Raw genomic sequence first — 12,744 nt, 5'->3', positions numbered from 1 at the left:
AACTGTCGTACAGCTAATTTAAATTATTTATTTATGTGAAATTTAAAATTCTAAGCATAGCCTTAGCTACGGTTTTATTTTAAATGAGATATAGAAGAAAAAGAAACGAATTATATAACATGTTTAGAGTTAAACAGGTATCGTTTACTCCATAATAACTTTACTGTATTTTGCATTAACAGTAACAGTTTTATTACTCTCACTGTTACTCATAGAAAAAGAGTTAACATCTTTACCATCACTTGTATTATTGGGATGTTCTAAATAAGAATTTGTACCTCTGTAATTCATATTATAATCTACATCTGGCATTAAAACATAAGCCTTATTGTTTTGTAGAATAAAATTTAAGTTAGTGAAGGTATCTGCAACGTTTAAAATTTTTACATCACCGATATTACTATCTATAATAGCACTACGCATCACATCACCTATTGTAACATTAGACGATGTACAATTTAAAATCACATGTTTTACTGTTGTTAATTCTGCCTGTTTTACATGGTTTAAGTTAAGCTCACCCAAATTCCAATTATTTATATATACCGGTGCATAAGCTGCATTAATGGAAGTACTGCTTCCATTAATGCCCTCTGCTTTAAATATGGTATGCGATAAATCTGCCTGCACATCATCTAAAATTGATGCAAACTCAAGTTCTCCATGGCGTACATCTGCTTTCACCTTTCCTTTCTTAGGCATTTTAATAATTATAGTTTTCTTTAAGTGCGAATGCTTATTATTTTGTTTAGTACGCTGTTCTGCTAATTTTGCACGCTTTTCTGCCATTTTAGTTCTTAACCCAGCCTGTTTTTCTCGTAATGCTGCTCGCTTTTCAATCATTTTAACTCTTAATTCCTCTTGCTTTTCTCGTTGTTCTACTTTTCGTTCCATTTGTGCTGCAAAGCGTTCGCCCCAAGCTTCCATTTTTTCTCCAAACTTTTCGCCCCATGCTTCTCCAAATTTTTCTCCCCAAGCTTCCATATCCTTTCCAAAACGTTCGCTCCAGGCTTCACCAAACTTCTCTCCCCATGCTTCCATTTTTTTGGCGTAGTCTTCTCCATATTTAGACTCAAATTTCTCAGACCACTTTTCTAAATATGTATCACCATCTTTTTTATAGGCTTCATAATCAAAAGCAATGGTTCCAGCACCTTCTGGCAACTCTGGCAATTCAGGAAGTTCTGGCACCTCTGGTATTTCTGGCATCTCAGGAAGCTCCATAATATGAACATTACCAAAATCAAAATTCAAATCTGGTAAATCGGCTAGTTCAAACTTCAAGTTTTGTAATGCGCGTTGTACCTCGTCAGAATAATCCCCATGAGCATTAAAACTGTAGGAATGGGATGCATGTCCACCTGATGTATTTATAGATACTAATTTTGTAGAACCATCAATATCTATACGCCAAGTTTTAGCAACTTCTTCTAGCTCTTTTTTAGTAAGCACATCGCTTTCTACATACGATTCTATACTTACTTCATTTTTATTCCAAGTATCGAAAACGATATTGCATTGGCTTGTATTTAAATCGATAACAACATCTTTATCTACTTTAAAACTTTGCGATACTTTGGTTACTTTTTCTTGCGCTCCCAATGTTGCCATAGTTAAACAAGTGAGTAATACTATTTTTATTTTTATAAATTTCATATTCATTTTTTGATTTTATTAAATTGATGACGCGGTTCCTCCAGTTAATTCCTCAGAACCATTTAAGGTTTTTAATTGATCTTTTAAACGATACAATAAGTTTAAACGAAATCTTAAATTATCTATCAATGCAGTAATTGTTAATTCTGTAATACCATTTTTAGTAAGCTCTAAGGACAATTTATCATACTCCTTGTTTAAAGCCTCTAACTGCTCTAAATACCCATCAAAAATAGCTTTGGTCTCAGGCGTTGGCTTTATTTGAGATAATTCAGCATTTATACTAGCCAAATAATAATCTTCTACCTTTTTTAAATCTGGAGATACATCACCTAAAGTTTTAGTTTTAACAGTTTCTTTGGTATTGGCTACCTCAACAGCTGTTTCAACATTTGGCATCATAACTTTATATGCGCCAAAACTTAAGCCAATAAGTAATATAATACTAGCCGCTATATTTAGCCAATTAAACGAAATAGTTGTTTTTTTCTCCTCAGGAAGAGCCGCCTCTAATTTTTCAAGAAAACGTAGGTCATGATGTTTTGGCAAGTCTTCGTGCTTCAGCGTTTCATTTTTAAACAAGTCTCTAATATCTCGTGCCATTGCTTTTTATCTTTAATAGTTCTTGTAATTTTGCTTTACCTCTGGATAATTGTGTTCTAGATGCCACTTCGGTAATATTCAAAATTTCCGAAATTTCCTGATGGTCATACCCTTCAATTAAATACAGCATTACTACATACTCGTACTTTTCAGGCAGTTGATGAATTGCCTGTTTTACATCGTTTACCGTAATGGTATCGTCTACCAACCATTTGTCGTTATCGTCTATATCAACCACTTTAAGGTGCACCTCATTTAATTCTACCAACTGTTGTTTTTTTGATTTCAGAAGGTCGATACTTTTATTAACCACAATACGTTTTAACCAAGCTCCAAATGTTACTTCAGCCTTATATTGATGCAATTTGGTAAACGCCTTAATAAAGGCTTCTTGCACCACATCTTCAGCATCATTAGCATCTTTCAAAAATCGCTTTGCCACAATGTACATCCCGTTGCAGTACTGGTTGTACAACTGCATTTGTGCCTTACGATTGTTCTGTTTACATTGTTCTATAATGTCAACTTGAAACATACTATACGTTTGGTTTTCTTGATTGGTTCACTTAAAAGACGATTGAAAACACAAAGTGTTGCAAAACCTTATAATTTTTTTTTAAAATTACAAATTAGGGCGCCTACCTAACTGCTGTATCGCAGGTAGGCAGGTCTTTTAAAGCGTCATAGCGAGGAGTGAGCGACGTAGCTATCTGTTAAAGTAGCTATCAACATTAAATTTATTATCCTTTATCTTTAAAAAGGATGCCGCTGCAATCCCTAACGCGGGTGTATTTGCTAACTTAAAGGTAAGCCTGAAGAGTAGTTTTATTTTTGTGAAGGTTGGTTAAACTTTAATATAAGAAACGAAGGGCAAGTTATAAGTAATAAGTTCGGGTTTGTTAAAAAGTCTAATATAATATTTTGCTTTTATCTTTATTGTTAAAAATGCCAAATTTTATGTTTGGCGACTTTGAAAAGTAAAAGGGACATTCGGTTAAGTACCAAATGCCTTATATGTTTTATACTGTTCTGTATCGGTTTTTATTTAATACCTCCAAAAGCACCAAAGCACATGTTCTTATGTAAAACTTCCGTCTTTTTAAAACCTACTTTTTTCATTAATTCTAACTGATAAGTCATTGACCTAGGTGAATCTTCTTTTTCTACATAATCTAGAACTTTTTTCCTGTATTCCTTTCCGTCTATACTCTCTAGATAATCACCATAACGTTCCCAAGTATACTCATTAACAGCATCGGTTTCTTGAGTTATTAAATCCGAAATCATTAAACACCCACCTGGTTTAAGTAAGCGATATAGCTTAGTAAACGTTGTTTCCCAGTCATTATCATCTCGCAAATGATGCAACACCGCTCCAGCCAATATAATATCAAAACTATTTTCTTTCAAATCTACTTCTCGAATATCTCCTTGGATGGTTTTCACTTTGTTGTTTGTTTTAGCGGATACTCTTTCCTTTGCTTTATCTAACATAGGTTTGCTCAAATCAACCAAAGTACAGTTTAGGTCAGCTATTTTAGTTAACATTTTTAAACTATAATTTCCTGCCCCACAACCTATGTCTAATAAATTTTTAGCATTAGGTGCAATTCTTTTAGAAGTTTCTGTTAAAAGTTCAAGAGATATTTTTGCATCAATTGTAGCTACTTGCCCCGTATCTAGATTTGAAAATCTTTCGACATCATTATCAAAGCGTTCTTTTATTTCTTTTATTGTTGATTTTCTCATTGTTTATTTTTCATTCAAAACCTCCTGAAACACCTATTTTTTGTCCTGTTATCCAAGAAGAATCATCAGAGGCTAAAAAGACAGCTAATTCTGAAATGTCCTTGGGTTGTCCAATTCTCCCCAATGATGTATTTGCGACTACAAAATTTTCTATATCTGTACCTGCAATTTGATTTCCTTCTGTTTGAGTTGGACCAGGTAAAATTGAATTTACACGAATGTTTTTTGCTCCTAATTCTTTTGATAATGTTTGAGTAATTGAATCTACAGCACTCTTACTAGCAGAATAGACTACAGACATAGGAGTAGGTTTAACACTAGCAATAGAGCTAATATTTATAATGCTAGCACCATTTTTATTGAAACTTTTTAAAGCCTCTTGAATACAGATTATTGTACTTAAAACATTAGTGTTAAATTGATGGTAAAATGCTTTTTCGGTAACAACTTCTATAGGTTCAAAATTATATACCCCGGCATTATTTACTAGTATATCAAGCTTTCCAAATGCTTTGTTGGATTTTTTAAATAGAATTTTTACATCTTCTGATTTTGTGATATTAGCTTTTATAGCTATTGCAGTACCTCCGTTTTCAGTAATCGTTTTCACAACAGATTCAGCTCCATTATGGTCTGAAAAATAATTAACGATAACTTTTGCACCTTCTCTAGCTATCGATTTTGCTATTTCAGCTCCAATACCTTTTGAAGCACCTGTAACAATTGCTGTTTTGTTTTTTAATTTGTTCATTACTCTAGTTTTATTAATCTGGAGTAAAACTAGAGTAATGAGCAAACAAAAAGTTTGCCCTATGACAAAAAATCACTTTACTGCTCTTATTCTGCTAAGGGTGTATTGTGTGATCCCTAAAAAGGATGCAATTTGATTTTGAGGAATACGTTGAACTATTGATGGGTGTCGTTGTATTAATTTCTTGTATTTTGTTTGTGCATCATCCACAAACATTTCGCTTTTTAAGTTATATTTTTCAAGTAATGCTTGCTCTTTAATTGAACTTATTATTTTTGAAAAATTAGCAACTTTGTCTTCAAATAATTTAAAGGAATTGTCTGTTATTGTTACAACAGAACATTTTGTTAACGCTTTTATATATTCTTTTGAAGGAGTTTTATTAGTAAAACTATCTATGTCTACAGCAAAATGCCCTTCGGTAGTAAAATATTGTATAAATTCATCTTCATTAGAATTAGTTCTAACAACTTTAAAGACACCCTCTAATACGAAACCTAACTTTCTACAAATTTTCCCTCGTTCTGAATAAATTTCCCCTTTTTTAATAATTTCTAAATGCATATTGTTTTTCATTAAAAGTTGTTCTTCTAATGAAATAGGTAGGACTGAGTTTAATTTTGTTAGTAGTATATCCATTTTCTGTCGTACTTATACACAACTAGCATGGTCGTTTTAATACTGAAACAAGTTCAGCACAGGTGAATTATATCCAAAGTTACCTGCCAGTTGGCAGACAGGAACGAATATAGCTGAATTTCTCTACAAATTCAAGTGATTAGGATAAATGCCTAATCCATTAACAGAGTTAAATCTAAAGTTGTTCCCAACCTATTTACGCACATAACAACAAACCTAAATAAACCAACGTTCTACTTCACTAATACTAAGCTATAAAGTATCTTTGCATCGCAAAAAACTCTCAATTCATGAACACCTTTTTAAAGCGTATCATTATTTTATTACTCTTAGCAGCAGTTGGTATTTTTGCCTATTCGTATTTTAACGATGGTTTACAACAACGAAAAAGTCCCAAAAAAAATGTAGCTTTTAAGGTAGACGATTTAAAACTAAATGTGTTTTACAATCGTCCGTCAAAACGCGGACGAAAAGTTTTTGGTGCTTTAGTACCTTACGGAGAAGTTTGGAGAACAGGCGCTAACGAGGCTACTACTTTTGAAACCAACCAACCTCTTCATATAGGAAACACAACTATTGAAGCAGGTAAATATACACTTTGGACAATACCAAACGACACCATGTGGACGGTGATTTTCAACTCTAAACAATACCCTTGGGGTGTAGACCATGTTACACATAAACCACTAAGAGAGCCAGAGTTTGATGCAGCAAACTACAATGCTAACGTTGAAAATTTAGAGACTACTGTAGAGCAGTTTACCATAGCTTTTGATAACTCTACAGATAAGCTTTATATGACCATGGCATGGGATGATGTTTTAATTAAGGTGCCGTTACGATAGTTAATATAGGTTTTTGATATAAACACTGAAATTCATGTAAATTATAATCCCAATACTATATGATGTATCAAAATTATAGTTTCCGTCAGTTCTGGTGATTTTAAGGCACAAAACATTGTACCGAGAACTCTTTAATCCTTTATAGATTGAAATTCTAATGCGCAATACAAATTATACTTATTTGTAACGTTTAGTTGAGTTTACAGAATTTATTCAAAACGCACGAGGGGTTAAATAAAATAATTTCTTGAAACGAACTATCCTCAAAGCAGAACCATAGAGGTATTTCGCTCGTTTCATTTTTGACTTTTTGGTCAAAAAACCGAAATTATGTTATCTAGATCCCGAAACAAGTTCGGGATGGCAATTTCAACGGAAACCCCGACGCAGAGCGTCGAGGAATTCTTTTCGATTAAAATATTATCTTAGAGATTTATTACAATTAATCTTGAAAAACAAAAAAAATACAGCTTTAAAAACTACAGATGGTGTTTCCGATCCGGAAATTATCAATCCATCTTCTATGTTAAAATTCAAATCTAAACGCACTAAAAAACTCCATACAGACACGTTAGTTAATGGGTTATTAAATCAAAATATAACTCATCTAAGTCGTGCTATAACACTTGTAGAGAGCACTAATGCGCAGCATCAACAACAAGCAAATACTATTTTAAAACACTGTTTGCCACATGCAAACACATCAATTCGCATTGGTATTACAGGTGTTCCTGGTGTTGGTAAAAGTACATTTATTGAAGCTTTTGGTACATACCTAACTGCTCAAAAAAAACGTGTTGCTGTATTAGCTATAGACCCGAGTAGTTCACTTACAAAAGGTAGTATTCTTGGAGATAAAACCAGAATGGAAGCTTTGGTAAACGACAAAAACGCTTATATACGACCATCTGCTTCTGGTAATTCGCTTGGTGGTGTAGCGCGAAAAACAAGAGAAACCATTATACTATGCGAAGCAGCAGGTTTTGATGTTATACTTATTGAAACCGTGGGTGTTGGCCAAAGCGAAACTGCGGTACATAGTATGGTAGACTTTTTTTTATTGCTAAAGTTAGCTGGTGCTGGCGACGAGCTACAAGGTATTAAACGTGGTATTATTGAAATGGCAGATGCTATAGCTATCAATAAAGCAGATGGTGATAACCAAAAAGCTGCAAAATTAGCCATGTTGGAATTTAATAGAGCATTACACCTATACCCACAAAAAAACTCAGGATGGACGCCAAAAGTATCATTATGTAGTGCTTTAAATAATGAAGGTATTAGTAAGATATGGCAAGAAATTTCAGAATATTTAAAACTCACTAAAAACAATAATTATTTCGATACAAAACGAACAGAACAGAATAAGTTTTGGGTGCTTCAAACTATTGAAAACCAGTTAAAATCAGATTTTTTTAACCGTTCAGACATCAAAAAAGAATTAGAAAACCAATTAAAATTAATAGAGACTAATAAAACAACACCTTTTGCAGCAGCAGAGTATATTTTAAGTTTGAAATTTACTTAGTGTATTACTGTTTTTAAATATTAATATTCTTAAGAAAGCAAGCTGCTACTGTAACTCAAATCGCTTTAAAAAATACTGAGCCAATTTGTAAAAGATATATCCAGATATTGCGCCAAAGGTTAAACCACAAACAATATCTAAAGGGTAATGTACACCTAAATAAATACGACTGTAGGCTACAATAAAACTCACCACTATTAAACCATAAATAATGTTCTTGTAATACTGCCTTAATAATAAACCTCCAAAAATGGCAACTGCCATAGAATTTGAGGAATGCCCTGAGAAGAATCCGTATTTACCGCAGCGCACTGCCATAAATCGCATATCATCAAAAATATTAGCATTCCCACAAGGTCTAGCTCTTTGAAAACCACGCTTAAATACGTTGGTAATTTGATCGGTAAATGTTATCATTAAAGCACATATAATCATTAAAACCAATACGCCTTTCCAACCAAATTTCTTTTGAAAAAAAAAGATTAAAAGCAATCCTAAAATTGGACCAAAAATAAATTTATTGGTAATCGCTAGCCATAAGCCATCCCAGGGTTGAGAACCCAAATTATTCAAAAATAAAAATAACTGAGTATCGTATTCTAGAACTTGATCAATCATAACAAAGCTTATTCGTCGTATTTAGCAATTTCGGCATCATAAAAATCAGTTGCCAATTTTATCGCGTGTTCTGTTTCCATCTCTAGTTCTTTTTGATCTTCAGCATCAAAATCTTCAAACCATTCCACAGTATCATTTTCTAAGTTTATAATAAATCTTGGAAATTCTGTATGAATTACAAATATTGCATTAGGAAATGCTGTATTATCGCCTAGTATGAATTTTGGGAGTGTCATTTTTGAATAATGATTTATAGGTGTCTAAAATACTTAAAGTTTTAGATTTATCAATAAAATAGCTAATTAGTCATTATTATTATTCAACTTTAAATACTTAGGGCACTATAAGAGCACTTACAACTTTAGCATAATCAACTTTTTAGTCAAATAATTAAACCGAATATACAATAAAATTGCAGCCACTGTTAATCCTGCTAATAAACCAAACCATATACCAACGCTACCTAAGGCATCGGCTTTACCCATAAACCAAGACACAGGAAAACCAACCATTCCATAAGCTACAAATATTAAAAGCATGGGGATTTTTACATCCTGTAACCCTCTTAAAGCCCCTAAAACCACAACTTGAATACTATCACTTATTTGAAATATAGCGGCTACCAATAGTAACTTTGATGCGATTGCTAGTACTTCTTTATTGTCTAAAGCGTTAGTAGTATCATTATAATCTAAATATATTTTTGGTAATTGTTCGTGAAAAAACAAAAACATAAGCGCAAAACTAATAGCGAAAAGAAGTCCGAATAAAAAAATAGAATGTGCTATTCGCCTTAATTCATTGTAACGCTTTAACCCTTTTTGATTTCCTACACGAATCATTGCAGTAACGCTTAAACCCATAGCAACCATAAACGTCATTGAAGCTAAATTAAGTGCTATTTGGTTTGCCGCTTGCGGATTTTTACCCAACAAACCACTTAACCAAATGGCAGCTGTAAAAATGGCAACTTCAAAAAACATTTGCATTGCACTAGGCATCCCCAAATTAAATATTTTATTTAGCACCACTTTATCTAAAACAAACAATTTTAGTTTAGAAACATAGTGTTGTGATGCTTGGTTTTGTTGTAGTAAAAACCATAAATAAGCAACCATAACAACTCGAGACACTAGTGTACCATAAGCAGCACCAACGATACCTAATTCTGGAAAACCAAATTTCCCGAAAATTAAAACATAGTTTAAACCAATGTTAACTATGTTAGCCAAAAGTGTAGCATACATAGGTTGTTTTGTCATAGACAAGCCATCACTAAATTGTTTAAACCCTTGAAATATTATAAGCGGAATTAATGAAACTGCCACTAATTCTAGATAAGGAATAGCTAATGCTACTACCTCTGCAGGTTGTTTCATAACATATAGTAATGGCTTAGAAAAAAACACCAATAAAAACAATAAAACACCTAGTATGGTGCATAAAAACAAGCCATGTTTAAAAAATGATTTTCCTGTTTTAAAATTCTGTTCTGCATCCGCTTCTGCAATTAACGGTGTTATTGCTGTAGAAAACCCAATACCTAAAGACATGGCTATAAACATAAAACTATTACCTAAAGAGACTGCTGCTAACTCTGCAGTACCTAATTGCCCCACCATAATATTATCTACAAAACTTACAAATGTATGTCCTAACATGCCCAACATAACAGGTGCGGCTAGCTTCCAATTGTATGTAAACTCTTTGGTATAGTTTTGTAATTTCATGAAACAAAAGTAAGCGTTCCACTTAGTTTTACAGTGTGAAGTATGTTTCTTTTTTAAAACTAAATATGCTGAATATTTGCTTTAGTTGCGTTAAACTCTGCTATAATATCTTCTACTATTACCTGTACAGGTTTTATGGTATCTATTACCCCAGAAACTTGTCCTATTTCCAATTCACCCTCTACCAAGTCTCCTTCAAACATTCCTTTTTTAGCACGTGCTCTACCTAATAAAATTTTTAGTTCTTCTACAGTAGTACCTTTATTGTATAACTCTTGGACATCATTATAAAATTTATTTTTTAGAAGTCTCACGGGCGCTAACTCTTTTAAGGTAAGCTGTGTATCTCCTTCTTTTGCTTCTAAAACTTTGTTTTTAAATGCGCTATGAGCAGAACTTTCTTCGCTAGCTACAAACCTACTACCAATTTGTACACCATCTGCACCTAAAACCATACATGCTAACATAGCTTTACCAGTAGCTATACCTCCTGCTGCAATTAAAGGCACTTTAATTTTTTCCTTCACCATTGGTATTAGTGTAAGTGTTGTAGTTTCGTCTCTACCATTGTGTCCACCAGCCTCAAAACCCTCTGCGACTATAGCGTCTACACCCGCAGCTTCTGCTTTTAAAGCAAATTTTACACTGCTTACTACATGCACCACTGTTATGCCTTTGTCTTGCAACCACTTTGTCCAAGTTTTAGGATTTCCAGCAGAGGTAAATACAATTTTTACATTTTCTTCTACTATAATATCCATAATTTTCTCAATATCTGGATATAACATAGGTACATTTACACCAAAAGGCTTATTGGTAGCTTTTTTACATTTTATAATATGCTCCCGCAATACTTCAGGATACATAGAACCTGCCCCAAGCAAACCCAAAATACCTGAATTACTAGCAGCAGATGCTAATCGCCACCCGCTATTCCACACCATACCAGCCTGAATAATAGGATGTTTAATACTAAAAAGATCTACAACGCGATTAGACATTATTGTTTTATAATTTTTAAAGTTTTTATAACATCATTAGTTTGTAGCTGAGCAATATAAATACCTTTTGAAAATGGAGATACATCTATACTATTATTTTCATTAGATACTGCGTAAGAAGCTATATACTTGCCTAACACATCATATATAGCAATATTTGCTTTTTTAACTTCTGAAGTAAATGCTATGTAAAGTACATCATCAACAGGGTTAGGATACATGGATATAATATTATTATTTTGCGCAATATCTTCATTAGAAAGTGCTGTATTTAAAGCGATTTGTAAATCTGGAATACCATATCCCAAAAAGTTATCTGGATTATTATATTGAGAAGCAGATGTTCTAACTATTTGCATAATTTCAGCATTCGTCATGTCAGGAAACGCTTGCCATAAGCAAGCAATTCCACCAGCTAAAATAGGCGCGCTAAATGATGTCCCATTTGCTCTACCTATTACATCAAATTCATTGATAACATAACTTAAACCACCTTGTGCAACCACATCTGGTTTTTGTGTAGGTTGATGAGACGTACCTACAGAACTAAACGATACGTAATTCCCAGAAGCATCTACCGCACCAATAGAAAGTACATTAGGAGCATCTGCAGGAGCTGTTACTCCAAAATTACCTGAATTTCCGGCAGAAGTCACCATCAACAATCCTTTTTCAAAAGCAATATTTGCGCCTCTTGTAATAAAAGTGGTTGCGCCATTCATATCAGATTGTGTATAATCGTATTTAGAACCATCAAAATCAGAATAGCCTAAGGATGTATTAATAATATCTACACCTAAACTATCTGCACGTTCTGCGGCTTCAACCCAATACGTCTCCTCTACTGGAGTTTCACTAGCTGCATCTTCAGTAATAAACAGATAATAAGATGCATCTGGCGCTGTACCAACAAACTCATCTTCAACATAAGCAGCCATATCACTCAATACTAAAGTACCATGACTACTACTAGTGCCCGTGTAAACATTAACATCTCTATTTACAAAATCGTAAGTACCGTGAATATTCTTAGCATCTCTTAAACGCTGAAATGAAGACATAATATGTACGTTAGGAAAACCAGCATCCATAACTGCTAGAGTTACTCCAGAACCTGTATAATCTTGGGCATGTAACACATCACCATTAAACATTTCTATTTGGTTGGCTGCATTACCATAATTAAAATTTGCTAAAACACCTTCTAACTTAGATTTAGTTTTTTGTTGGTTTGTTTTTGTTTGGTTTAAACTCCTATCGGCAAATTCAATATCAGCAACAAAATTCAAATTATCAAGCGCTTCAATAGCCGTTTGTGTACCTCGAACATGAACCGCATTAAACCATTTAGATTTAGCTAAAACAGTAAGTCCCTCACTATTTTTTATCTGAGAAATATAATTTTCATTTACGGGCACATCACGAGCATCGATGGCTACTCCGTGCCTGTTCTTTCTATCAATTGCTTTTTGTGTTAATATGGAAATCGGGTTTGCAATAGAAGCATCAACATTTTCTTTATCAGAAAAAAACACCCAAGCATCTTCTTGGGCCTGTATAAAAAGAGGTAAAAGAAATAATATAAAAACAAAGGATATACGTTTCATAACAAAGGATTTGGAAT

13 protein-coding genes are annotated in these 12,744 nt (G+C 33.3%); 2 read left to right on the top strand and 11 right to left on the bottom strand.

Annotation, left to right across the window (positions count from 1 at the left end; genetic code table 11):
* Positions 1-144: 144 nt before the first annotated feature.
* The 6 genes from ACKGJY_RS08400 to ACKGJY_RS08375 form a co-directional block, all read right to left on the bottom strand.
* The gene (locus tag ACKGJY_RS08400; protein ID WP_413973436.1) at positions 145-1,656 is read right to left on the bottom strand and encodes a hypothetical protein; all 1,512 of its coding nucleotides are present in this window, start codon (positions 1,654-1,656) and stop codon (positions 145-147) included.
* An 18-nt stretch (positions 1,657-1,674) separates the two neighbouring features.
* Positions 1,675-2,259: a hypothetical protein gene (locus tag ACKGJY_RS08395; RefSeq protein ID WP_413973435.1), complete on the bottom strand. Its 585-nt coding sequence runs from the start codon at positions 2,257-2,259 to the stop codon at positions 1,675-1,677.
* Positions 2,243-2,794 carry an RNA polymerase sigma factor gene (locus tag ACKGJY_RS08390; protein WP_413973434.1) on the bottom strand — a complete coding sequence of 184 codons (552 nt, stop codon included), beginning with the start codon at positions 2,792-2,794 and terminating at the stop codon, positions 2,243-2,245. The genes ACKGJY_RS08395 and ACKGJY_RS08390 overlap by 17 nt, the downstream gene beginning before the upstream one ends.
* A 506-nt stretch (positions 2,795-3,300) precedes the next feature.
* Entirely contained in the window at positions 3,301-4,008 is a 708-nt protein-coding gene (locus tag ACKGJY_RS08385; RefSeq protein WP_413973433.1) for a class I SAM-dependent methyltransferase, read from the bottom strand.
* Between the two features lie 10 nt (positions 4,009-4,018).
* Positions 4,019-4,759: an SDR family NAD(P)-dependent oxidoreductase gene (locus ACKGJY_RS08380; protein WP_413973432.1), complete on the bottom strand. Its 741-nt coding sequence runs from the start codon at positions 4,757-4,759 to the stop codon at positions 4,019-4,021.
* A gap of 72 nt (positions 4,760-4,831) precedes the next feature.
* Positions 4,832-5,398, bottom strand: coding sequence for a Crp/Fnr family transcriptional regulator (locus ACKGJY_RS08375; protein ID WP_413973431.1), 567 nt, complete (start codon positions 5,396-5,398; stop codon positions 4,832-4,834).
* Between the two features lie 290 nt (positions 5,399-5,688).
* Between ACKGJY_RS08375 and ACKGJY_RS08370 the strand changes: the two genes are divergently transcribed.
* Positions 5,689-6,243 (top strand): DUF2911 domain-containing protein, encoded by a 555-nt coding sequence (locus ACKGJY_RS08370; protein WP_413973430.1) that lies wholly within the window; start codon positions 5,689-5,691, stop codon positions 6,241-6,243.
* Positions 6,244-6,691: 448 nt separating this feature from the next.
* Positions 6,692-7,771, top strand: coding sequence for a methylmalonyl Co-A mutase-associated GTPase MeaB (meaB, locus tag ACKGJY_RS08365; protein WP_413973429.1), 1,080 nt, complete (start codon positions 6,692-6,694; stop codon positions 7,769-7,771).
* 45 nt (positions 7,772-7,816) lie between these two features.
* On the opposite strand, the gene ACKGJY_RS08360 is transcribed toward meaB, so the two are convergent.
* From ACKGJY_RS08360 to ACKGJY_RS08340, 5 genes are all read right to left on the bottom strand, one after another.
* Positions 7,817-8,389, bottom strand: coding sequence for a phosphatase PAP2 family protein (locus tag ACKGJY_RS08360; RefSeq protein WP_413973428.1), 573 nt, complete (start codon positions 8,387-8,389; stop codon positions 7,817-7,819).
* Between the two features lie 8 nt (positions 8,390-8,397).
* A complete protein-coding gene (locus tag ACKGJY_RS08355) occupies positions 8,398-8,625 on the bottom strand; it encodes a hypothetical protein (RefSeq protein ID WP_413973427.1) in 228 nt (75 codons plus the stop codon).
* A 117-nt stretch (positions 8,626-8,742) separates the two neighbouring features.
* Entirely contained in the window at positions 8,743-10,119 is a 1,377-nt protein-coding gene (locus tag ACKGJY_RS08350) for an MATE family efflux transporter (RefSeq protein ID WP_413973426.1), read from the bottom strand.
* Between the two features lie 59 nt (positions 10,120-10,178).
* Positions 10,179-11,120, bottom strand: a complete 942-nt coding sequence (locus tag ACKGJY_RS08345) for an NAD(P)H-dependent flavin oxidoreductase (protein ID WP_413973425.1) — start codon at positions 11,118-11,120, stop codon at positions 10,179-10,181.
* A complete protein-coding gene (locus ACKGJY_RS08340; protein ID WP_413973424.1) occupies positions 11,120-12,727 on the bottom strand; it encodes a S8 family serine peptidase in 1,608 nt (535 codons plus the stop codon). Before ACKGJY_RS08340 ends, ACKGJY_RS08345 begins: the two co-directional genes overlap by 1 nt.
* Between the last annotated feature and the right edge of the window lie 17 nt (positions 12,728-12,744).

The organism is Hyunsoonleella sp. 2307UL5-6 (genome assembly GCF_047345485.1).
GTDB lineage: Bacteria > Bacteroidota > Bacteroidia > Flavobacteriales > Flavobacteriaceae > Jejuia.
The sequence above is the reverse complement of the archived record's forward strand: the minus strand, read 5'-3'. Positions and strand labels throughout refer to the sequence as shown.